Annotated in this window: 29 protein-coding genes; 18 read left to right on the top strand and 11 right to left on the bottom strand. The window is 63.4% G+C overall.

Features of this window, described 5'->3' with window-relative positions; genetic code table 11:
* Positions 1-49: 49 nt before the first annotated feature.
* The 4 genes from KVT37_RS23120 to KVT37_RS23105 are packed head-to-tail and all read left to right on the top strand — an operon-like array spanning position 50 to position 1,772.
* A complete protein-coding gene (locus KVT37_RS23120) occupies positions 50-565 on the top strand; it encodes a hypothetical protein (protein WP_217577323.1) in 516 nt (171 codons plus the stop codon).
* Between the two features lie 3 nt (positions 566-568).
* Positions 569-961: a hypothetical protein gene (locus KVT37_RS23115; protein ID WP_217577322.1), complete on the top strand. Its 393-nt coding sequence runs from the start codon at positions 569-571 to the stop codon at positions 959-961.
* A 2-nt stretch (positions 962-963) separates the two neighbouring features.
* Positions 964-1,164, top strand: a complete 201-nt coding sequence (locus tag KVT37_RS23110; protein WP_217577321.1) for a hypothetical protein — start codon at positions 964-966, stop codon at positions 1,162-1,164.
* Positions 1,161-1,772, top strand: a complete 612-nt coding sequence (locus KVT37_RS23105) for a DUF6441 family protein (protein ID WP_217577320.1) — start codon at positions 1,161-1,163, stop codon at positions 1,770-1,772. Before KVT37_RS23110 ends, KVT37_RS23105 begins: the two co-directional genes overlap by 4 nt.
* Here the strand turns inward: KVT37_RS23105 and KVT37_RS23100 are convergent.
* Complete coding sequence (locus tag KVT37_RS23100; protein WP_217577319.1) at positions 1,769-2,092, bottom strand: hypothetical protein; 324 nt, start codon at positions 2,090-2,092, stop codon at positions 1,769-1,771. The genes KVT37_RS23105 and KVT37_RS23100 overlap by 4 nt on opposite strands.
* 42 nt (positions 2,093-2,134) lie before the next feature.
* Between KVT37_RS23100 and KVT37_RS23095 the strand changes: the two genes are divergently transcribed.
* From KVT37_RS23095 to KVT37_RS23035, 13 genes are all read left to right on the top strand, one after another.
* Entirely contained in the window at positions 2,135-5,227 is a 3,093-nt protein-coding gene (locus tag KVT37_RS23095) for a hypothetical protein (RefSeq protein WP_217577318.1), read from the top strand.
* Positions 5,224-5,664, top strand: a complete 441-nt coding sequence (locus tag KVT37_RS23090) for a hypothetical protein (RefSeq protein ID WP_217577317.1) — start codon at positions 5,224-5,226, stop codon at positions 5,662-5,664. Before KVT37_RS23095 ends, KVT37_RS23090 begins: the two co-directional genes overlap by 4 nt.
* A 3-nt stretch (positions 5,665-5,667) precedes the next feature.
* A complete protein-coding gene (locus KVT37_RS23085) occupies positions 5,668-7,434 on the top strand; it encodes a hypothetical protein (RefSeq protein WP_217577316.1) in 1,767 nt (588 codons plus the stop codon).
* 86 nt (positions 7,435-7,520) lie between these two features.
* Positions 7,521-7,970, top strand: coding sequence for a hypothetical protein (locus KVT37_RS23080; RefSeq protein WP_217577315.1), 450 nt, complete (start codon positions 7,521-7,523; stop codon positions 7,968-7,970).
* A gap of 9 nt (positions 7,971-7,979) precedes the next feature.
* On the top strand, positions 7,980-8,543 hold the full coding sequence (locus KVT37_RS23075; protein ID WP_217577314.1) for a hypothetical protein: 564 nt from the start codon (positions 7,980-7,982) through the stop codon (positions 8,541-8,543).
* Entirely contained in the window at positions 8,543-9,439 is an 897-nt protein-coding gene (locus KVT37_RS23070) for a hypothetical protein (RefSeq protein ID WP_217577313.1), read from the top strand. The genes KVT37_RS23075 and KVT37_RS23070 overlap by 1 nt, the downstream gene beginning before the upstream one ends.
* Positions 9,436-10,089, top strand: coding sequence for a hypothetical protein (locus tag KVT37_RS23065; RefSeq protein WP_217577312.1), 654 nt, complete (start codon positions 9,436-9,438; stop codon positions 10,087-10,089). Before KVT37_RS23070 ends, KVT37_RS23065 begins: the two co-directional genes overlap by 4 nt.
* A gap of 43 nt (positions 10,090-10,132) precedes the next feature.
* Positions 10,133-10,624 (top strand): carboxypeptidase, encoded by a 492-nt coding sequence (locus KVT37_RS23060; RefSeq protein ID WP_217577311.1) that lies wholly within the window; start codon positions 10,133-10,135, stop codon positions 10,622-10,624.
* Positions 10,624-10,971 carry a hypothetical protein gene (locus KVT37_RS23055; RefSeq protein WP_217577310.1) on the top strand — a complete coding sequence of 116 codons (348 nt, stop codon included), beginning with the start codon at positions 10,624-10,626 and terminating at the stop codon, positions 10,969-10,971. The genes KVT37_RS23060 and KVT37_RS23055 overlap by 1 nt, the downstream gene beginning before the upstream one ends.
* A 142-nt stretch (positions 10,972-11,113) precedes the next feature.
* On the top strand, positions 11,114-11,488 hold the full coding sequence (locus KVT37_RS23050) for a hypothetical protein (RefSeq protein WP_217577309.1): 375 nt from the start codon (positions 11,114-11,116) through the stop codon (positions 11,486-11,488).
* Positions 11,478-11,672, top strand: a complete 195-nt coding sequence (locus KVT37_RS23045) for a hypothetical protein (protein WP_217577308.1) — start codon at positions 11,478-11,480, stop codon at positions 11,670-11,672. Before KVT37_RS23050 ends, KVT37_RS23045 begins: the two co-directional genes overlap by 11 nt.
* 41 nt (positions 11,673-11,713) lie before the next feature.
* Positions 11,714-12,040, top strand: coding sequence for a hypothetical protein (locus KVT37_RS23040; protein WP_217577307.1), 327 nt, complete (start codon positions 11,714-11,716; stop codon positions 12,038-12,040).
* Entirely contained in the window at positions 12,037-12,567 is a 531-nt protein-coding gene (locus KVT37_RS23035; protein WP_217577306.1) for a hypothetical protein, read from the top strand. Before KVT37_RS23040 ends, KVT37_RS23035 begins: the two co-directional genes overlap by 4 nt.
* A gap of 237 nt (positions 12,568-12,804) precedes the next feature.
* Here KVT37_RS23035 and KVT37_RS23030 read toward each other — a convergent pair whose 3' ends face one another.
* Positions 12,805-13,092 carry a hypothetical protein gene (locus tag KVT37_RS23030; protein ID WP_217577305.1) on the bottom strand — a complete coding sequence of 96 codons (288 nt, stop codon included), beginning with the start codon at positions 13,090-13,092 and terminating at the stop codon, positions 12,805-12,807.
* A 57-nt stretch (positions 13,093-13,149) separates the two neighbouring features.
* Here KVT37_RS23030 and KVT37_RS23025 point away from each other — a divergent pair, with 57 nt between their 5' ends.
* The gene (locus KVT37_RS23025; protein WP_217577304.1) at positions 13,150-13,446 is read left to right on the top strand and encodes a hypothetical protein; all 297 of its coding nucleotides are present in this window, start codon (positions 13,150-13,152) and stop codon (positions 13,444-13,446) included.
* Positions 13,447-13,695: 249 nt separating this feature from the next.
* Here the strand turns inward: KVT37_RS23025 and KVT37_RS33830 are convergent, their stop codons facing one another.
* From KVT37_RS33830 to KVT37_RS22980, 9 genes are all read right to left on the bottom strand, one after another.
* Positions 13,696-13,956 (bottom strand): hypothetical protein, encoded by a 261-nt coding sequence (locus KVT37_RS33830; protein WP_306797008.1) that lies wholly within the window; start codon positions 13,954-13,956, stop codon positions 13,696-13,698.
* A 421-nt stretch (positions 13,957-14,377) separates the two neighbouring features.
* On the bottom strand, positions 14,378-15,148 hold the full coding sequence (locus KVT37_RS23015; protein ID WP_217577303.1) for an SDR family NAD(P)-dependent oxidoreductase: 771 nt from the start codon (positions 15,146-15,148) through the stop codon (positions 14,378-14,380).
* 13 nt (positions 15,149-15,161) lie between these two features.
* Positions 15,162-16,157 (bottom strand): ABC transporter permease, encoded by a 996-nt coding sequence (locus KVT37_RS23010; RefSeq protein WP_217577302.1) that lies wholly within the window; start codon positions 16,155-16,157, stop codon positions 15,162-15,164.
* A gap of 110 nt (positions 16,158-16,267) precedes the next feature.
* Positions 16,268-17,308: a sugar ABC transporter substrate-binding protein gene (locus KVT37_RS23005; RefSeq protein WP_217577301.1), complete on the bottom strand. Its 1,041-nt coding sequence runs from the start codon at positions 17,306-17,308 to the stop codon at positions 16,268-16,270.
* A gap of 41 nt (positions 17,309-17,349) precedes the next feature.
* Positions 17,350-18,114: an ATP-binding cassette domain-containing protein gene (locus KVT37_RS23000; protein ID WP_217577300.1), complete on the bottom strand. Its 765-nt coding sequence runs from the start codon at positions 18,112-18,114 to the stop codon at positions 17,350-17,352.
* Positions 18,111-19,277, bottom strand: a complete 1,167-nt coding sequence (locus KVT37_RS22995; protein WP_217577299.1) for an ROK family transcriptional regulator — start codon at positions 19,275-19,277, stop codon at positions 18,111-18,113. Before KVT37_RS22995 ends, KVT37_RS23000 begins: the two co-directional genes overlap by 4 nt.
* A gap of 238 nt (positions 19,278-19,515) precedes the next feature.
* A complete protein-coding gene (locus tag KVT37_RS22990) occupies positions 19,516-20,271 on the bottom strand; it encodes an ABC transporter permease (protein ID WP_217577298.1) in 756 nt (251 codons plus the stop codon).
* Complete coding sequence (locus tag KVT37_RS22985) at positions 20,268-21,038, bottom strand: ABC transporter ATP-binding protein (RefSeq protein WP_217577297.1); 771 nt, start codon at positions 21,036-21,038, stop codon at positions 20,268-20,270. The genes KVT37_RS22990 and KVT37_RS22985 overlap by 4 nt, the downstream gene beginning before the upstream one ends.
* Before the next feature lie 100 nt (positions 21,039-21,138).
* Complete coding sequence (locus KVT37_RS22980) at positions 21,139-22,191, bottom strand: ABC transporter substrate-binding protein (RefSeq protein WP_217577296.1); 1,053 nt, start codon at positions 22,189-22,191, stop codon at positions 21,139-21,141.
* Positions 22,192-22,235: the final 44 nt, after the last annotated feature.

Genomic DNA, 22,235 nt, shown 5'->3' with positions numbered 1-22,235 from the left:
CCCAACCCCTGCGTGATTGGAACGGGCACTTTCCCGAAAGGACAGACCTATGCCTGCATCTCCCGATACCGGCAACTACCGCATCCCGGCCGCGACGGTCGAAATCAAGAAGGCCGATGACATCGCCTATGTCAGCGCCGGCAATCTCGTCGATTTCGTCTACACGCCGACCGTCACCAAGAAGGAGCACTTCTCGGCATCCGGCGGTCTGCGCGGCAAGGACTTCACCGCCGTCACCCAGGTCGCCGCCTCGATCAAGGCGACGCTCGACGAGAACACGGCGCGCAATATCGCCATGTTCATGCTGGCCGATGTCGACACCAACACCGCCGGCGATGAGATCATCGATCCGCTGACCCAGCCGAACCTCACCGTCGACATCAAGCTGACCGCCGTCAACACGATCGGTCCGATGATCGACTTCGAAGGCAACGTCACGATCAGCCCGTCGGGCGATTTCAACCTGATGGCCGATAACGACGACTTTGCCCAGATCCCGCTGGTCGCCGACGTCAACAAGAAGGATGGCCGCTACGGTCGCTTCACTGTCCGTCAGCAGGCTTGATGCATGACCGACTTCATCGATATCGCGCCGCTCACCTTCACCGAGATGGTGCGCGGCCATGAGGTGGAAGTGCATGGCGTCGAGTATGCAGACATCGCGCAGATCGTCTTCCGGTTCCCGGAAATGGGGACGCTCTTCGACATGAAGTCGAAGACCAAGCTCAACCCAGCAGCGATCGGCGCGCTGTCCAAGACCGTGCAGGCGGCGCTGATCGCGGCGGCTGTCCCGCGTCTCAACGAGGCAAACGCGGCGAACCTCTCGCCCGGCGAGCGCGCTCTACTGATCTCACGCATCCTGCTCCTGACAGTGCCGAGCCCAGCCGGCCCTTTCCTCGAGGCGCTGGCCAGGCTGACCGGCAGAGACAGCGCCGCAACGTCAGGGCCGGAGACAGCCTAGCAATGGCCGCGGCGCGCTTGAAGCGCCTTGGCCACTCATCCGATGCGATCATGCACTACACGCCACGCCAGATGGCGGGATGGCTGCATTATGGCGAACTGGACCGCCGACATGAAATGGCAGATCAGCTCGTCATCGGCATGAACGCCGCGCGTGGTGATTTGAGGGACGTGTCGAAGCAGATCGAGGATTTGCGCGAATGACCAGCAGCCTCAAGGTCTTCGTCGAGGCGGCGGCCGGGCAATTCGACAAGGCGATGGCTGGCGCAACCCACGATCTGTCGATCGGGGCGATGAAGGCGGCGAACATCGCCGCCGACATGGCCAAGCAGCAAGGTCGCGCCAACATCGCCGCGGCCGGTTTCAGCCGCAAATGGCAGAACACGCTGACGACGATCGTCTATCCGCAAAAGGGTGTGTCGCCGCAGCCGACGGTGCTGCTCTATCACAAGATCGCCTATTCCGAGATTTTCGAGGAAGGCGGATCGATCTTCGGCCATCCGATGCTGTGGTTGCCGCTGAAGGATGCGCCGGAGCGGATCGGCAGGCAGCGCATCACGCCGGCGCTCTATGCCAAGCATGTCGGCAAGCTGTTCACGATCCGCCAGGAAGGCAAGCCGCCTTTGCTGGCCGCGAAGATCAGGACCGGCCAGAAGGGCAAGCGCGGCGGCATCCAGTTGCGCACCGTGCCGATGTTCGTCGGCATCGACAGCGTCACGTTGCGTGACCGGTTCGGCATCCGTGAGGTCGCCGCCAAGGTCGCGGATCAGATGCCGGAAATTTTCGCCGGCGTGTTCAATGGGGACAGTTAAGGCAACGCCCCAAGGAATTGTTTCACTGCTGTTCGCATGTTGATGATAGCGGCGTCCACGGCTGCGTTCTGATCCGCGGAATCGTCTATAGCCAACTTTTTCAACTCTAGCTCGACCTCGCCGACGGCAAGCAGTGCAAGCTCCGCGTCTACATGAGCAATGCGTTTAGTCTTTTCGTCCTTTTCGACGATAGATGCACGGATATTTGCCAGTTGAACCTTCAGTAAGGCTGGGTTTGTTGTGTCGGCAGACGCACAAGGCGCCGCCGACCCGATCAATATCAATATTGTCGCACCCGCAAATAAATTTCGCAGGTTCATGGCTCTTCTCCCCGTCTATGGTCTAGCAAAGTAAGGTGCAACTTGGCCGAACGCAACGCAATTGCCGTCCTGATCAAATTGCTCGGCGGCGAAGCCATGACCGAAGAGCTGAAGAAGCTCGGAGAGACCGGCGAAAAGGCCATGGAGCAGATCCAGGACGCGGCCAAGAAGGTCGAGTTCGGCGGTCTGGGTAACGACCTTTCGATCTTGATCGGCGACATAGGTAATTTCGCCAAGCGCTCCGTCGTGGCGCTCGGGCTACTGAAGGTCGCGGCAGACGGTGTCGGCGCGACGCTGCTGTTGCTGGCCAAGTCCGGCGCGGAAGCGGCCGACGAGGCCGGCAAGGCCGCGCAGGCGGCAGGACTTTCGGCGAAAGCCTACCAGGAATGGGCGTTCGCAGCGGAAGGCGTCGGCGTCACCCAGAACCAGGTGAGCACCGCCTTCGACACGTTCAACAAGCAGGTCATAAAGACTGCTGACGAGACGGTGAAGGCATCTGGCAAGCTCGGCGGCGCCGGCAAGTCGGTGAAGGAATTCGGTCAGTCGGTCAAGGAAGCCAATGCCGACATCACTCAGGGCGCCGGTTACACGGTCCAGGCCTTCAAGGATATCGGCGTTGAGGTAACCCGTTTCGGTGCCGCCGCCTCAAAAGTCAAAGCAGGCACGACACAGGCCAAGACCGGGTTCGACGAGCTCGGGATTAAGGTCAAGAATTCGAACGGCACGTTGAAGACCAATGAGCAACTTCTGATCGAAGTCGCGAACGCCTTCCAGAAAATGCCGGACGGTGCGCGAAAGTCGCAGATCGCTCTTAAGCTCTTCGGCGAGGCCGGTGCGAAGCTGATTCCTTTGCTCGACCAGGGTGCGGCAGGTATCGAGGAGTTCAAGAAGAAAGCCGCCGAGCTCGGCATCGTATTTACCGATGAGCAGATCAAGCAGGCTGCGAAGTTCAACGATGCCCTCAACGAATTGAAGCAGGCGGCAGGCGGTGTATTACGCCAGCTCGGCCTGATCTTTGTGCCGTCCTTCACGGCCGGCTTCAATGCCTTCCGCGACGTCGTCCTGCGCAACAAGGAAGCAATCCTCGACTTTGCGAGGGCCGGACTGGCGCAGGCAACTGTGTTGGTGCGGGAATTTTTCGCCGCTCTTTCCGGGCGGGATTCGGAGGTGACTTCCAATCGTTGGATCATCGCGTGGCGCGATGGCATCAAGGGCTTCGGGGAAGACTTTGCCCATGTCGCGAGCAATGTCGTCATTCCGGCGATGTCGAAACTTCGCGCAGCTGCCGATCAGACCATCAAGGCCATCAACGGCATTTTTGGCACTAACTTGACCACGGGCGAGGTCGTGTTATCCGTTGCTATTCTGCGGATGGTCGGCGGGCTCACGCTTCTAAAAGACGCGGCATTCGTTGCCATCAATGCGATTTCACTGCTCAGCCGCGCCGCATTGGCGACGCCGCTCGGCCGCGTCATTGCCGGGATCGTTCTTTCGGCAGAAGCTCTCGTCGCAGTCTTCGACCATGAGCGGGCCAAGCGCGACGCATGGATCAACTCGACCAATGCCCACAAGAATGCGCTTGATCAACTGAAAGCGGCAATTGACGCCGTGAAAGCCGGTGTTCCCGGCGCCGAGGAGAATCTGAAGCGCCTAGCGCAAGCGCATCTGAATTCCGCCAAGGCAGCGTTGGAGGACGCCAAAGCGCAGGTCGCGCAGCAGCAGCAGATTGTCGACGCCATGAAAGCTGGCGGCGAGTTCGCGGCGCCATTAGGAGCCGACATCGATACGCAGACCGAAGCGCTCATGAGGGCGAACATCACGCTCGCCCAGCGGACGCGCGAGTTGGACGACATACAGAAGACACTCGACGGCAAAGTCGTCGGCAACATCGAGGACATTCGGCAGACCGCCACACAGGGCGCCGATGGCGTCAACAAGCTTGGCAATGCCGTCGACCAGACCGCAGGCAAGGTCCAAAGCCTCGATCACACGATACAGGTCTTCCGCGGGGGCGGCGCCGGAGGCGGCATCTCCAAGGAAACTTTTGACGTCATTGATGGCGTTGCGAGGAGGGCGGACCAGTCGAAAGCCGCTCTTGACGGTGTAGCCACGAGCGCGCAGGCGGCTGGCGACCACGTCCGTACGGTGGCGCAGGAAGTCGCCAATTCGGTCAAATCGGTGCCCGATGCTATTCAGCCACAGGCGACATCGGCAGCCGTGGACAGCGTCGTCAACGATGTCAAGAAGATCGCGCCTGCGGCCGATGAAGCGGCGACCGGCCTTAAGGCGGCGCTCAATCCGTCTGATGATGTTGGAGGCGGTCTGAATTCGGCTGTATCCGATGCTGTCGACGGCGTCGTCACAGACGTGCAGAGGATGCCGGATGCCGCGACAGAAGCAGTAGGCGGCCTCAACAGCGCTCTTTCCGGGATCGATACCAGCGGCGCAGAACAGGCGGCAACAAACCTCGCACAACCGTTCCAGGCATTGCCTGGTGTTTTCTCGGGCATTTTCTCTGGCCTTGGTGCGCTCGTCCAAGGTGGCTTTGGCAACCTGTCGTCGGTCATCAGTAGCCTTGCCGCGCAGATCAGGGGCGAAATCGCCTCGATCATCTCGGCGCTACAGGCGGCCGTCGCGCAGGCGCAGCAGCTGCGCGCGCAGGCCGGATCGGCTAGCGACAGCGGCGGCTCGCATGGCGGCTTCGCCGAAGGCGGTCATGTCGTCGGTCCCGGAGGGCCGAAGTCGGACAGCATCCTTGCCTGGCTATCCAACGGCGAGTTCGTCATGCAGGCTGCTGCGGTCAGGCGTCTAGGCGTCGGCTTCCTCAATGCGCTCAACAATGGCTTCATTCCGTCGCTCAAGAGCCTGCGCGGTTTCAACATGGGCGGGCTTGCTCAGCGCTTCAGCCAATCGATGGTGATCCCGCGCATGGCTGCAGGCGGTCTTGCTACCAGCGTAGTTGCGGCAGCGGCGCAGGCACCGACCACGACACCCATTCATCTCCACTTCGATGGCGGCCGGGAAGTTGTCGTCGATGCAGTCGGGCTAAGCGAACATGCCCTGCAGACGCTGCAGACCGTTTCCTTGCGCGGCGCGCGCGTCAGCGCCGGCCGAGCTCCGAGGCGCGGCACATGAGCGAACTTACCCTTCTCCGAATTGAGCCGATCGGCGTCCCGCCTTATTCGGCGCGCGGCATCACCGAGGATTTCTCGCTCGACGGTGACGCTCAGCTCGCGCGCACGGTCAACAATGTGCTCATCGACCTGTCGGTCGGCGAGCCCGAAAAATACAAGCTGAGCATCACATGCACCGACCAGGGAATGCCGGCGCTGGATGGTGTCATCCGGGGGATGGAACTGACTGTCGACTGTGCAACCGAGTTCGTCTTCATGACGGCCGGTGGTTCTCCATCTCGTGACGTGGCGGAAACCACAGATGATCCGGCGACGCGCACGGAAGGGGCATTCACCTTCTATCGGCCACGACTGACCATGCTTGTGGCGGATTACCGCCTCGGCTTCGACGAATGGGGTGCCGCCTGCAACTGGTCTCTCGATCTGATTGAGAAATAGCTCATGTTCTATTTCGCCTTCGTCGACAGCGCCGATGTCGTGTTCGGTCCAGAGCACGAGGTCGAGGATCTGCTGGTCGTCTCCTACAAGCTGGCGCAGCAGGAGGGCGAGTTTGCCACGCTCGACCTGACGGTGAAGAATCCGCGCGTCGGCCTGCTTGCCTCCGGGCGTAAGCAATGGCTGCTGTTTTCTTGGCGCGACGACGCCAATCCGACGGCTGGCACCCGGCTTTTGTTCCGCGGCCGCCTGGTCGGCATTCCGACCGATCTGCTCGGCAACCAGGTCACCCTGCAGTTCGATGCCCGCCCGCCTGGCTACGACGCAACCAAGGCAGCGCTGGCCGAGACGCTGAAGGCCGACCCGATCGCCTACGATCCGATGTTCCTGAAGCCCGACAGCCGCGACGATCCCGACGCGGTGATCGAGGCGATGACGGTGCGCTACCATGTCGACCCAGTCGACCATTCCGTCACCGTTTCCGACATGCTGGATGGCGAGGATGGGACGATCGACTTCGACACCGGCTTTCTGAAGGATTCGCTGTCGATCGCGATCGGCCAGCCGCCGCTGCGGCGCGTCGACATGGAAGTGACGGTCAACTGGGACCAGGTGGCGGCCGGCTCGCTCGACATCAGTCCGGTGGTGCTGAAGGCGTTCCAGACCGCCGGCAGCGGCTCGAAATACATGATCCGCTCGCTGACCGGCGACGGGTTTATGAAGAAATGGCCATCGCCTGACGGCTCGATCGGCGGCGGCTGGAAATGGGGCGCCTGCGTCATCCTGCGCGCCGATGGCTCCGTCCTGCCGGAGGATTTCCATCAGGTCATCCTCGACAATGCCACGGCCAGCTTCCCGGTCTGGTCGATGAAGCCGACGCTGATCGCCGCCTATGACGTGTCGCGGCCGAAGACCGAGGTGCTGACCTTCAGGCTGGAAGCCGACTGCCAGGCGCTGCTGGCCGACGCCGGCGACGACGAGATCCTGTCCATCAAGATATCCGGCAGTGCCGACGAGCCCTGCGATCCCGCCAACACCGACAATCCCGGCGGCGCCATGCCGATCGGCGACGTGCGCCGGCGGGCCTATTTCCCGACGGCGCGGGGATTGCAGAGCCTCGGCTATGCGATTGCTCTCGCGCGCGGCAATATCCTTGAGCGTTCCCGCGCCATCCAGATCGGCTTCACCGTGCCGTTCCGTGATGGGCTCGACGTCACCTTGCGCAAGAATGCGCGTTGCGCCGATCCGCGCATTCCCGGCGGCCAGGCGGCCGGCAAGATCGTCGGCTACGAGTTCAACGGCGTGGCGCGTTCGCACACCGCAACCATCACCATCGGCTGCAGCGTCGGCAAGGGCAACACGGTGACGACGGTTCCCGGCGAGCCGGTCTATATCGACGACGATTATATCGAGGACGATTACCAGGTGCATGAGGGGCAGACCTTCATGCCGGTGGCCGGCGAGATCACCTATGAGGATTTCGGCGCGATCCAGCCGGTCGACGACGGCGTCGACTTCTTCCAGATGCTGCCCTTCGACATGGTGGAGAGCATGGTCGTCTACAATGGCGTGCCGGTGCAGCAATCGGTGGTCGACGCCTTCAAGCCGGACATCTCGGCCGCGGTCAATGCGCTCAACCAGGTCTATACCCGTCTCGACGGCGACCTGAAGAAGCTCACCATCGGCCGCGACGATCCGCCATTCCTGACCAATTATCCGGTCACGGTCTCGCAACTGATGGTTCCCAAGACGATCGATCTGGAGGCTGCATGAAACGGACGACTGTCCGCAAGCCCGACCGGGCGTCGGCGCCTTTGCGCCGCCCCGCCGGAGCGCCTGCGGCGCGTGAGGCAGATTAAATGGTCTCGCTTGGTACCAACATCGTCATCGATCTGCGCCGCGGTCGCGGCGTCATCAAGTTCGAATCGATCACGCGGCCGTCGGCGGGTGAGCGCGTGCTGCAGGAAGCATTGGCGCGCGTGCCGCCGGTCGACAATTCCGGCGATGCCGATTTCTCGATCGGGGGTCCGTCCAGCTTCACCGTGACCCAGCCGGAAAAGAAGACCAATCCCGGCGTCCACTACAACTTCCCGCCCGACGACAACAACCCGGACGACGAGCCGAAGGAAGTCCACATCGTCGAGTATGACGAATACTGTCGGTCGTGGGAGACGAACCGGGTCGAAAATCCGGATGATCCCGAGCAGTACGTCATGGATGACAACGTGCTGCGCGTCATCTTCATCGGTCGCGACGATGGCCGTTACATCGCGCTGAATTTCAAATCAGCCAAAGAACTCTCGAAATAGGAACCGCGAATGGCCGCGCTGACCTTCCGCACTGACGGCCCGTGGGGTGCCGGCAAAGGCTCCCGCCTGCTCTCGACCGAGGGCGACGGCAATATCTGGGAGCTCGCCCAGCGCATTGCCGCCATCATCGCCGACATTCCGGCGCCGCTCAACATCTCGAACATCGAGGTCGACGGCACCCAGATGACGATCTGGCTGGAGGATGGTTCGTTCTTCGGCCCCTTCACCCTGCCGCAGGCGAATTTCCGGCCTTCGGTGCCGGGCGTGCTCGATGTGCCGACCGACGGCGTCTATGTGGTCGGCAGCAGCGATTTCAACCGCTACTGGCGCTATGACGGTTCGGACGACGTGACGATCATCCTGCCGGTGACGGCGAGCGCCGGCTTCGAGGTGGCCTTCCGACAGGTCGGGAATGGCGCGCTGATCTTCCCCGATTCGACCGACGTCATCGTCAATGGGCTGGAAGGCTTTCTCAACCGCACCGGCGGCCGCGGCTCGGTCGTCTGGGCGAAATTCGTCGAGGACGGCGTCTGGGATCTAATCGGTCGTCCGGCTGAGGACGTCACCGCCTGATGGCCGACGCCTACGGTTCCGTCGCGCGGCCAGTCATCCATGACCCGTTCCGTCGCATCGTCGAGGTGCATTGGAACGCCGACCGCTACATCGCGCTGCGGCTCGACATCGTGCGGCGCTCGGTGGTGAAGGACTATCCCTATCCCGGCCATGCCGATGGTGAGACGGTCAGTGGTGAGCAGCCGTGGGACTGGACGGCGGTCGCCGAGGAATCGCCCCTCAACGCCGACCCCGAGACGCCCAACGCGGTGAACTTCATCACCGGCTTCCAGTATGAATATGCCGGACGAGAGACGCCCGGCCATGGCTATGGCTGCTACAGGCTGCGCAAGAACGACGACACCTGGCACGAGACGACACTGGACGAAGTGACCGGCCTGCCGGAGTTGCCGCATGCCTATTCGCTGGCACCCTGGACCGTGGTGCTATGCGCGCTGGTCACCAGCCATTCGATCTTCAGCTGGTGGCCGCGCGCCGAATATCAGCCGGTCGGCGGCGAGGCGCTGCCGATCTCGGTGCCGACGCGCGATCCGAGCGAGAAATTCCACAGCGTTGCCAGCGCCACGCTGCAGATGCGCGGCACGACCTTCACCGATGCGCCGCTGCAGGGCACCGGCTTCTTCGGCGGCAATGACGGCACGATCGGCCGCGATCCCTATTCGCTCGGCATCTACTACTGCAAATACGGCGTCACCCAGAACTGGACCGAGGCCGGCGATTTCATGGACTACGTCTTTTCGCCGCTGGCGATCGATGTTTCCGGCGTGCGCGTTACCCGCAAGGGCAAGACCTATCGCGGCATCGGCGCCGCCTTCGTGCCCGATGCCGACACGGTGGCGCCCGTCACGCCTGGCAGCCTGTGGATACTGACCGAACGCGAGGACACAACCGCATGATTCCCGGCGTTGCTGCGCAGCCTCTTGGCCGCCGGACCTCCGATTCCGGTCCCGCGATCACCAATTCGTGGAGCCTGAACTTCCTGACCGGGACCTATCTCAAGAACGGGTCGCCGGTCGCGCTGTCCGATATCTGCGACAAGCCGGAGCGTGTCGGGGTAAATGGGCTGGAGATCCTCGACAACGACACCGACGGTTCGGTGCTGATGCTGGGCGATCTGCTCGCCGACATGGTCGTCGCCGGCTGGACGGTGATCGTCGAGTTCGAGAAGGTGACCATCGGCACGCTTGCCGAACTGGTCTTCGTCTGCGACGAGGATGTCATCAACCACTCGATCTATCTCGACGTCTATACATCGATGCAGGCGGGCGACATCGGCTTTTCGATCCGCAATGCCTCCAATGACGGCGAGTTTCGCAGCGGCGTTCATAAGGCGGCCTTCACCCGCACAAATCTGCTGCTTGCCGTGTCGACCGACGGCAGCGATGCCAGCATCGACGGATCGGCCAACACCACGCTCAATCCCATGGTCGTCGCGACCTGGGGCGGCCTGCCGTCGCCGCGCGAAAGCTACGACGCCGTTTATATCCGCACGTTCGATCTGATCCCGCCGGTCGGGGCAGGCGGACTGCCGGCGCTGACGGCCTGATCTCCAAAAATCAGCAACATCCCCGATCACGGAAGGAACCGCCATGGATCTGAACCTTGGCTGCACCCGCATGCTCATCAACGAGTGCCGCGCGCAGGGCCTGCTGCGAAACCAGTGCGCCTATGTGCTGGCAACGGCCTTCTGGGAGACCGCGCACACCATGCAGCCGGTGGTCGAGGCCTACTGGCTCTCGGAGAACTGGCGCCGCAACAACCTTCGCTATTACCCCTGGTATGGGCGCGGCTTCGTCCAGCTCACCTGGGAGAAGAACTACCAGCGCGCCGAGGCCGAGACCGGCTCGCCGGTGCATCAGAACCCGGCGCTGGCGCTGAATCCTGCCATTGCGGCGAAGATCGCCGTCACCGGCATGCGGGAAGGCTGGTTCACCGGCCGCGACCTCAACGACTTCATCGACCTGCAGCATTCCGACTTCGTCAATGCCCGCCGCATCATCAACGGCGTGGACAGGGCGCAGGAGATCGCCGTCATCGCGCAGCACTATGACGAAGCGCTGAAGGCTGAATGGGTCGACTGATGTCGAGGCGCAACCCGCTCGGCTCCTCATGGACGATGAGGCGCAGGATCATCATTGCCACGCTGCTCTGGTGCGGCGGGATGGTGACCTACCTCTCGATCCTTGGCCGGCCGATCCAGCTTTCCGAAACCGCGGTGAACGGCCTGCTGCTGCTGATGGCGTCCGTCATCGGCTCCTACGTCTTCGGCGCCGTATGGGACGACAAGGGCAGCCTGACCAACATCGGTGGCCAGATGGGCGGCATGGGCGGCGGGATCTCGACAGAGGTTTATCAGGCCCGCACCGTCGTCCCGCCGGAGATGCCGACCGGCCCGGCAATGCCACCGCCACCTGGAGAACAACCGTGATGGGCAAGACCTGGGTGATCTACCTCGCCGATCGGCTTAAGGCCGCCTGGGCTTGGGCCGCGCCATTCGTCGTGCTGCTGATCCTGGCGCTCGGTCTCTACATGGTGTGGGCATGATAGCGCTCGTAGCGAGGCTGCTGGGCGTGCAGACGCTTGCCGCCAGCCTGATTGTCTACGGCGGTGCCGCCGCGATCGCTGGCGGGGCTGTCTGGGGCTGGAGCGCCCACAAATTCAATCAGGGCTATGCGGTCGGTGAAGCTCATGAGCGCGCCGACTGGCAGGACAGGATGCGCCTGGCCCGCATCGCGCAGGAGGCGGAGGCGAAGACCAGGCAGGCCGACATCGACGCCGCGGCCAAGGACTATATCGACCAGCAGGATACCGACGCCGTGAAGATAACCGCGCTCGAGGACGAGCTTGCGAAAGAGAGGGCCAATGCGAAACCTTCTGAAGGCCAGCCTGCTTGCGTTTCCACTCCTCGCGGGGTGTCAACACAGCTCAACACCATTGGTCGTTGAGCCGCCGAAGCCGCATGTCGATCCGTCGGTGCTGGCGGAGTGCGGAACGGTCGCGGACATCCCTGACCGCGACCTGGTGCCCGATGAGACCAATCGGCTTTGGGCGAAGGACCGGGCTACGCTCGGCGACTGCCGGCGGAAGAACCACGCCAAGGCGGCAACCATCAAGGCGCTGGTGAAATAGCAGCATCGCAGCAGCAGTGCATGGGGCGGGGTGAACGATTGATGGAGCATGACGACAATGAGCGACAATTGCCGCGCCGGCTCCTCGATCTGGACCCGGAGACCATCGGATGGCTCGACAGATTGACCACGGAAGAACGAATGGCGTTGATCTGGGCCGGACACCTGCCGAAGGAAAAGCGCGATCGTCTCGACAAGTTTCTCGCGCTCGAAAAGGACAAGTTCCAGGCGGGGTTCCAGATCGTCGAGCTCTGGACCAAGGTGTCATGGATCGCCAAGTTCGCGACCAAGATATTGCTGTTGGTGGCGGGCACCCTGGTGGCGATCAACCAGGTGATGTCTTACTTCACCTCCGGGGGCAAGCAGTGATCTTCAGGCGGTCGTGGGACGCCTTCTGGCGCAAGGTCGACATGGCGGCCGGCATTGTGTTCGTCATCGCCGGCCTTGCCGGGGTTGGCCTTGCCAGCATGATCTCTTCAGCGCTGGACCGGGACCCGCCGACGGTCTTCGAGAATGCCGAAGCCTTGACCCCAGAAGTTCCACAGGGCGGCGTGCTCGACGTCCGCTATACGGTCGTCCAGAATAGGCTCTGCACGGCTTCCGTCGAGCGCTACATCACCGATGTCGACGGAAACATTCACGTCCCCTCGACCTACACCGTGGGGAGGCAGGCCTTGATCGAAGGCTATCCGCCGGAAGGACGCGAGACCTACCACAGATCCATCACGGTTCCGTTGGCGGCGTCCGTCGGCCCGGCACGATACGACGCGCGCTTCACCTATACATGCGGCATGCTGCAGAAGCTGGCTTATCCGATCGTTGTGGATGCTCCGCCGATCCGCTTCATGATCACGCCGGCGCCGGCATCGGTAGCACCGTTGACACCTGATCCGTAGTTTCCGAGCGCTCAGCGAAAGTCCTGCAGCCGATGTCTCGCCTTGAAACGGCGCTGCCTGCCGTCCCCAACGCAGCGCTGATCCCGCACTACCACCCGCCCGGCGCCTGCTGCCTGAACTGCGAGCACTGGGAGCAGTCCGCAAATCCGAACGTGGGCCGGTGCCGGATGTTCGAGGAAGAGCGGAACTCGGACTGGAGCTGCATTATTTTTCGCGAACGTGGCGACGCATAAATGTTCAGGTCGGCTTGTCGACCGGCGGCTTGTAGGAGATCACCAGGCGGAGCTTGTCCGCGTCGACCGTGACCGGAACGCCGAGATTGACGGTCGCCCGGCCTTCGTCGACATGCACGACATCGCCTGTGAGCTCCCAGGGCTGACCCTTCTTCACCTTCGACTTGCTGTCCCGGATCGAATAGGGAAAGCCGTAGGACGGAACCGACAGGCTGATGTGATCCTCGGTCACGCGCCGGCGCACCGTCGCCGTGATCGCGACCTGATCGCCGACCTTGATGCCCCTTGCCATAGTTTGATTCTGGCGCGGCGCTGGCGCGCGTCAAGGCCGTGCGCTAGATAGCGCGGCATGATCGGCAAGCACTGGACCTGGCAGAGCCTCATCGACGCCCGCATGACGGTGACGGCGTTTTGCCACAACCCGGCCTGCAACCATAGCCGCAAGCTCGACCTGGCCGAGCAGCGCGCCCGCTTCGGTCCCGACGCGCCGGCGATGGAATGGGATGTGCGGCCGAAACTCAAATGCGCCCGATGCGGCGGCATCGACGTCGGCCTGATCTACACGCCGGACACCAGCCCGCGCGGCGACATCGTGCCTGCATGGCGCAAGGGCAGCGCCCAGAAACCGCCGAGATACGACCCATAAGCGCCCAGTTTCGGCGGGAATAGGCGGGCGCAGACGGCATGAAAAAGCCCGGAATTGCGCGGTTTCCGGGGTTTGAACGCTCGTTTACACCGAAGATGTCGGCGGTTCGAGCCCGTCATCGCCCACCATGATCCAAGATGCCGGTCCAATCCGAGGGTCCCAAGCAACTCAATCTCGTCGTTCATGGCGCCGAATTGGCCGAGCGTGGGAAGTAGGGCGATCAAACGACCGCCCCACCATTGTAGCCGACTACTGCCTCACGTAGCAGCGCTTCTGGACATCCGGCGCCGGGTCTTCGCCGAAGGCGTCGTTGCTGCACTCGACACCGTTCCTGAAGACGTCCTGCGTGTACTGGCCACGTGCGCCGAATCGGACCACCGCACGGCCGCGGAAATCGCAGAACTCGCCTTCCCTGGCGCAGGCGACCCATTCGCCACGGTCCGGCCGCTGGCCGTAATCGTTGTCGCCATAGTCGTTGTCATCGCCATAGTCGCCACCACCGCGCGCCACGAAATAGCAAGCCTTTTCGCGGCCCGGGGCAGGGTCACCAAAAACGCGATTTGAGCAAGGCACGGCCCGGCGGTCGAAAAACCGGGAAGTCGTTCGGCCCCGGGCGCCGTAAACCACTTGCGTCGGGTAGGGCAAGCGGCAGATGCCGCCTTCACTCGCACATCGCCGCAGCTGTTGAGCCGAGGCGGTAGCGGGGAAAAGGGCGCTGGCGACCGCAGCCAGGCCAACGAGGCAAATGACTGTAAACGCCATTCGGATCAAGGCAGTTGGGGTTTTTGACACGATTTGTCCTCCATGCGATTCAAGCAAGCGACATCCTATCGCAGCCCGCTTGAATAGGCGATGAACGAGCCGGCCATTGCAAGAGCGGCCGTCGCCAACCTCGCCTGCAGGGAAAGGCCGTCGTCGAAGCCGTGGCGAATCACGGCGGCGTCAGGCGGAAATCCTGGCCTTCCGGCAGGAGCTGGCCGCCATCGACGACAATCGTCGTGCCGGTGATGTAGCTGGCGTCGTCAGAGGCCAGGAACAGGAAGGCGTTGGCGACGTCGCGGGGCGTGCCGAGGCGTCCGAGCGGCACGGCATCCTCCATGCTCTTGATGAAGGCGGCATCGCGATGCAGCTTCATGCCTTCGGTCAGGATGTTGCCGGGCTCGACGCCGTTGACGGTGATGCCATAGCCGGAAAACTCCAGCGCCGCGGCGCGGATGAAGCCGTTGATGCCGGCTTTGCTGGCCGAATAGTGGCCGTGGCCGGGACTGCTCACCTGCGGCCCGGTGATAGAGGAGGTGAAGAGCATGCGGCCGCTCTGCCGCGCCTTCATCGGCGGAAGCGCGGCGCGGGCGGTGTTGAAGCTGCCGCGCAAATTGACCGCCATGACGCGGTCCCAATCGTCCGGACTGGTGTTCTCGATGAGCTGCCAAGGGTAGATGCCGGCATTCTGGACGATGATGTCGAGGCGGCCGTAGCGTTTCAGCGCCAGGGCCACGACGGCTTCCGCGTCGGCCATCTTCGAGATGTCGGTATGGATGAAAGCGGCGCCGAGCTCGTCGGCGCTCGCCTTGCCGGCTTCTGCCTCGCTGTCGGCGAGCACCAGTTTGGCGCCTTCCTCGGCAAAGCGTTGGGCAATGCCCTTGCCGATGCCGCGCGCGGCGCCGACGATCGCCGCCACCTTGCCTTCGATACGTCCAGTCATGCGAGCCGTCCTGTCATGCCAGCCTTTGGCGAATGGTTTGCTTGAAAGCGTCGAGCAGCACGGCCGCCAGCACCAAGAGGCCGTGGATGACCTGGGTGAAGTTGGCCGGCAGGCCCATCAGGTTGATGGCGGTGTTGATGGCCGACAGAAGCAGCACGCCGGCATAGACGCCGGGCAAGGTGCCGACGCCGCCCTTCAGGCTGACGCCGCCGATGACGACGGCGGCGAAGGCATTGAAGAGCAGGCCGACGCCGAGATTGGCGGTGGCGCCGGAGGTGCGGATGGCAAGCAGCCAGCCGGCCAGCCCGGCAATGGCGCCGGCGAGCACGAAGGCGATGATCAGGTTGCGGTTGACGCGGATGCCGGCGCGGAACGTCGCGGTCTCGTTGCCGCCGATCATCACCAGATGCCGGCCGAACGGCGTCTTGGCCAGAATCAGCGAGAAGACCACGAAGCAGCCGATGGCAATCCATGCGGTGAGCGGCAGGCCGGCGAGGCGCTGGATGCCGAACCAGCGGATCGCGGGCGCCAGATCCTGCGCCGAGCGCCCGCCCGAGACCACCAGCACGAGGCCGCGCACCCAGATGTAGGAGGCAAGCGTGATGATGAAGGCGCTCATCTTCAGCCTGACGATGAGGAAGCCGTTGATGACGCCGATGACGGCGCCAACCGCAAGCGCGACTGCGAGCGACACCGGCACCATCAGCCAGTCGGGATGCAATTGCAGGCCGAGGCCTATGCCGGACGAGCAGAACATGATGCCGACCGCCATGGCGCTGAGCGCGGCGACCGATTCGACCGACAGGTCCATATGGCCGGCGATGATGACCAGCGCCAGGCCGATCGACATGACGCCCAGCACGCTGGACGCCTCGATGATGTTGGCGAAGATGCCGAGCTGGGCGAAGTTGGGAATGAAGATCGAGAACACCGCCAGCACGAAGACCAGCATGAACCAGACGAGATTGTCGAGCACGAGCTCGAGACTATAGCGGGTGCGTGGGCTCATCGGATGATCCGGTTGGGGCCGATCAGATTAACGTCAGGACGAGGCGCGGCCGCTGCCTGCGGACGCGCCGGGAGGCTCCGGGCCGAGGCCCGAAGCTCTGCGGAGAAAGCCTATTCGACCGACTTCACCGTATCCGTCGGCGGCTTCTGGTTACCCCAGAAGGCGGGATTGTCGACGTTCGCCTTGGTGATCGCGGCGCCCGGGATCTTGATGTTCGGGCCCCAGGCTTCCTTGGTCACCACCGATTTCAGGCCGAGCACGTCATAGTCGCCGGGCTTGATCTCCTGCTTGCCGGCGACCTTGTCCATGAACATGGCGACGGCGGCGGCCTGCGCGTAAAGCGGCTGCTCGACCTCGACGTTCAGCCAGCCCTTTCGGATCAGGTCGAGGCCGACCGGCGCGCCGTTCGAGCTCATCAGCATCACGTCGCCCGGCTTCTTGCCGGCAGCCTCCAGCGAAGCGACGGCGGCGACGGAAAGATGCGCGGCATGGCTGAAGATCAGGTCGATGTCGGGATTGGCCAGCATCTGGTCGGCGACGATGGTGCCGGCATTGCTCGCCTCCCACTGCATGGCCGGCAGCGAGATGATCTTGACGTCCGGAAACGCCTTCATCTTCTCCTCGAAACCCTTCTGGATATCGAGCGTATAGGGGTCGCCAGGATCGCCGAGCACCTGCAGGACCTTGCCTTTGACCGCGCCGTTCTTGGCCTTCAGCAGCGCCTCGGCCTGGTCCGCCGCGATGTGGCCGATCTCGACCGTGCCGGCGACCGAGGTGAAATCGGACGGCGTGGCGGTGATCTGGCGGTCGAACTCGACCACCGGGATGCCGGCCGCGCGGGCGGCTTCAACAGATGGCTTCAACGCGTTGAAATCGACCGCGGCGAGGATGATCGCCTTGGGCTTCAGCGCGATCACGTCATTCATCTGCGATTGCTGGGCGTCGGTCTTGTTGTCCGCGTTCAGCGTCTTCATTTCGTAGCCGACCTGTTTCAGGAACAGCTCCAGCGCGCTCACCGAGCCGGTCTGGAATTCGTCGAGCAATGTCGGGACAAGATAGTAGACGGTACCCTTGGACTTGGCGAATGCCGGCGTTAGCGTGGCAATGGCCAGTGCCAGGATACCGAAGACAGAACATAGCAGTCGCTTCATGTCGTTCGCTCCTCTTCTCGCCGGACCCCTCATTGTGTCGTTCAGCCTGCCGGTCCGGCACCGGCGAGCGTCTCCCCGGTGATCATGTTGATCACCGCGTCGGGACTTGTCTTGTTGCGGGCAACATCGCCCGCCACGACGCCCTGGCGGATCACCACGATCCGGTCGGCGACCTGGAAGGCCTGCTGCATGATGTGGGTGATGATGACGACGCCGATGCCCTGGCTCGCCACCTGGCGGATCATGTCGAGGCCACGGCGGGTCTGCTCGACGCCGAGCGCGGCGAAAGGCTCGTCGAGCAGCACCAGCTTGCCGCCCCAATGGACGAAGCGGTTGAGCTCGATCGCCTGCCGCTGGCCGCCCGAGAGATGCTCGACCTTGGTGCGGAGCGAGGGAATGTGCGTGCCGGCATTGGCCAGCGCCTTGCCAACCACCGCTTCCATGGCGCGCTCGTCGAGCACCGGAACACCCAGCACCTTGCGCGTGATTTCGCGGCCCATGAAGAAGTTGGCCACCACATCGACATTGGTGCAGAGCGAGAGGTCCTGATAGACGGTCTCGATGCCGGCGGCCTTGGCCTCGGCCGGAGACCTGGCGAGGAATTCCTTGCCTTCGAAGAGCATGCGGCCGGAGGTCGGTTCGAGCCCGCCGGCGATGATCTTGACCAGCGTCGACTTGCCGGCGCCGTTGTCGCCGAGCAGCGCCACGACCTCGCCGCGCCCGATCGAAAAGCTGATGCCGCGCAGCGCCTGGATGGCGCCGTAGTTCTTGGTGACGTTGTCGAGGACCAGCAGGGGTTCGCTCATGCCGCGACGTCTCCGCCTTTCAGAAGGTCGCCCTCGCGCTGTCGCTTGGCGGTGAAGATCTGGCCGAAGCGCGGGGAGAGCACACCCGAAACGGCAAGTGCCGCCGCCCCACGCAACACCGCGTGCTGACCGCCTTGCGCAACCATGATGCGGGGCGTTGCACGATCCTTGCGCTCGGAAACCGAGTTGAGCAGCGGCTCCGCCGATGCAACCAATCGTTCGAGCAGGGCAGGCGAGGCCAATCCGCCGAGAACGATCGTTTCAGGATCGAAGAGGTTCTCGATGATTGCGATCGCATTGCGGAAGACCGGCGCGACTTCGGCCACCCAGCCGGCATCGTCGCCGCTCCAGCGGCTGCGCGCGTCCAGAGAGATGTAGCGTTCGAGGCAGCCGCGATTGCCGCACGGGCATGGCTCACCGCCCGGAACGACCGGAATATGGCCGATCTCGCCGGCATTGCCCCAAGCGCCGCGCAACACGCTGCCGTCATGCAGCATGGCGCCGCCGAGCCCGACGCCGAAATAGAGATAGTAATATTCGGAATGCTTGGCGCCGAGGCCGTAGAGGCGTTCGCCCATCGCGGCGGCGGCCATGTCGTTCTCGAAGAAGGCCGGCAGGCCGGTGGCTGCCGTCAGCCGCTCGCGCAGCGGAACGTCCTGCCAGCCGGCCATGGTGGTAGGCCCGACGAAGCTCATGGGTTCGACGCCGAACGGCCCCGGAAGCGCCATGCCGATGCCGATGACGCGGCCGCCCGTGCGGCGCCCCGTCATTTCGGCAACCATGGCGCCGATCGCTTCAAAAGCTTCGTCCGGGGCAGCGTTGGGCGCCTCTCGGTGCGTGCTCTCGACGACGTCGCCGCTGAGGTTGATCAGTGCCGCATCGATGCCGAGCGGGGTGAGGTGGATGCCGACGGCATAACCGCCTTCCGGATTGATGCGCAGCGTCGCCGGCGGCAGGCCGCGGCCCTTCGGCTCCTCGCGAACCGAGAGGATATAGCCCTGCTCCTCCAGTTCGCGAACGATGGTCGACACGGTCTGGACGGTGAGGCCGACGCTCTCGGCAATCTCACCGCGAGCGATCGGGCCGAAGCGCCGGATGGATTCGAGCACGATGCGCCGGTTGTACGGCCGCCCGAACTCCTGATTGGTCCCCCGCAATGCCATGCCTTGCGCTCCCAGATGAGGCGAGACTTGCAGAGAAGATTTATTCAGTCAAATGGAATTCAAAAATATTTGGGATGCGCTGCAACAAAGTGCCGGCCGCGAGCACCGTTTCGCAACGCCAAGCCTTGAGCGCTTGGAGTCAGTGGGAGAGCTTGAGCGTTCTGCGATTCATGGAGTCGCTAACCGTTCCAAGCCTTTGTTTTTGAACATTTCTGGGTGTATGTGCTGCGCACTTTTCCTAATAGCGGATCACACGCCGCTCGATCAGGACGACGATGCAGAACAGCGCGATCGACAGCGACGACGACAGCACGATCGCCGCGTAGAGGCGGTCGGACTGGTAGTTGAAGGTCGCCTGGATGATCAGCGCGCCGAGCCCCTTGTCCGAGCCGATCCATTCGCCGACGATCGCGCCGATGACGGCGGTGGCCGACGCGATGCGCAGCGAGGAGAACAGCATCGGCAGCGCGCGCGGCAGGCGCAGGCCCCAGAAAATCTCCGAGCGCGTCGCCGACAGCACCCTGAACAGCTCATGCTCGTTGTCGCTGGCCGAATCGAGGCCGCGGATCATGTTCACCAGCGTCGGGAAGAAGCAGATCACCGCCGCGATGACGATCTTCGGCGTCATGCCGATACCGAATATCAGGATGATGATCGGCGACAGCGCCAGGATCGGAATGGTGTTGAAGAACAGCACGATCGGAAAATAGGCAGCCTGCAAGATGCGGCTGTGGACGAAGAGCACGGCGAGCAGCACGGCGGCCAGATTGCCGATCACGAAGCCGGCCAGCGCCTCGATCAAGGTCGGTCTCAGATTGTCGATGAGAAGCGCGAAGCTCCTCTGGAAGACGCCGAAGATCGCCGTCGGCGTCGGCACGATATAGGCCGGCACGCCAAGCAGCGGCAGAATATATTGCCAGGCAATCAGGATCGAAGCCGCGCCAAGAACCGGCAGCGCGATCGTCATTTGCGGGGAGAGCGGCGTCTGCCTCACGTCGCGCGCTCCAGCGCCGCGCGCAATTCGGCCATGGCAGCGACGATTGCGGCATCCTCGCGCCTGCAGCGATTGCCTTCCTGCTTGAGGGACCGCATGTCGAGGTCCTTGACCACGCGTCCCGGATTGGCGGCCAGCACGATGACGCGTTCGCCGAGATAGGCGGCCTCGGCGATCGAATGGGTGACGAAAAGGATGGTCGTGCCGGTGCGCCGCCAGAGCGCCAGAAGCTCGTCGTTCAACCGGTCGCGGGTGATCTCGTCCAGCGCGCCGAAGGGCTCGTCCATCAGCAGCAGTTTTGGTTCGCCAAGCAGGGCGCGCGCGATTGCGACACGCTGGCGTTGGCCGCCGGAAAGCTGATGCGGCAGGCGTTCACTGAGGCCGCCGAGTCCCATCAGTTCCAGCAACTCCGTGCTGCGGTCCTCGATCTTGCGGGTCAGGCTACGCTGACCGACGCCAAGCGGCAGGCGCACGTTGTCGCGCACCGTGCGCCAGGGAAGGAGGGTCGAATCCTGGAAGACGAAGCCGACATCGCGGCGCGAACGCACCGCGTGCGGCGTCTCGCCCAGCACGCTGATCGAGCCGCCAAGCGGGTCGAGCAGGTCCGCCACCACCCGAAGCAAGGTCGACTTGCCGCAGCCTGACGGTCCCAGGATCGACAGGAAGGAACCGGCCGCGACGGTCAGGTCGAGGCCGGCCAGCACTTTGACGGCCGCATGCCGGCCGCCATAGCCGACATCCAGCGCGCGGGCTTCGATCGCCGCCATTAGATCGGCATGCCGTTTGGTTTAATCGTCATGCCGATCTAATTCTTTGTTGGAGCATGGTCTTTTCCAAAAACCGATTCCCACTTTTTGGGATCATGCTCTAGGCCGCGGGTGCGTCGAGCTTGGGACGGTCGGCTGCCGAGAGTTCCAGGATCTTGGTGGTGTAGACATCCTTGGCGGCCGGGCGTCCGTTCGGGTACTGGCCAACCTTATCGAGCAGCGCCAATTGCTCCTCGATCGAGGCGGGATCGAACGTGCCCCAGCCATCCTTGGCGGTCGCGCCGTCGAAGGAAAGCTTCAGCACCAGGTTGACGGTCTTTTCCTCCCAGCCGAGATCCATTTCCGGATAGGCGGCGACCATCTTCTTGACCGCCTCCTGCGGGTTGGCATGCACCCAGCCCCACCCCTTGCCGACGGCGCCGATGAATTTGGCCAGCGTGTCGGCGTCCTTCTCGATCGCGGCATCGGTGGCGAAATAGACATCGGCGTAGGAGCTCAACCCGAGATCGCGCGTCAGAAGGTCGATGCGGTCGTCGCCGACGACGCTCAGCGCCTGGGTGTTGGTGATCCAGCCGCCGATGGCGTCGACATCGCCGCGCACCAGGGGCGCCTTGTCGAAGCCGACATTGACGATGGTGACTTCCGACGGGTCGATGCCGTTCTTGGCCAGGATCTCGTCGATGACGAAGCGCGCCGTCGGCTGGATGCCGATCTTCTTGCCCTTGAGATCGGCGACGCCGCGGATCGGCTTGACCGGCTTGGAGGTCAGCGCGTAGGGGCCGGTACGGAAGCCGCAGGCGATGATCTTCACCGGCACGCCGCTGGCGCGCGCGGCATAGAGCTGCGGCGTTTCGGAAAACTGGCCGAGCTGCGCCGAGCCCGAGACGACTGGCGGCACGGTCGAGGCGTTCGGGCCACCCGGGCTGAACTCGACGTCGAGCCCGGCATCCTTGAAGTAGCCATTGGCGACGGCGGCGATGTCGCCGATCTGGCCGTTGGACATCAGCCAGTCATATTGGATGACGACCTTGCCGGCAGCTTTCGCGCCGGGCGTCAGCACCAGCTGCATGCCGGCAGACACAGCGGCCACGGCTGCCATGCCGCCTTTCACGAAAGCGCGACGATTCAATGCGAAGTCCCTGTTCCCACTCATTTTTCGCTCCTGTTGCAGACTTTCTCGTCTCTTCTTCAGGCGCC

Origin of the sequence: Mesorhizobium sp. GbtcB19 (assembly GCF_019091085.1) — a bacterium.
Lineage (GTDB): Bacteria > Pseudomonadota > Alphaproteobacteria > Rhizobiales > Rhizobiaceae > Mesorhizobium.
This window is presented reverse-complemented; position numbering and strand designations above follow the sequence as displayed.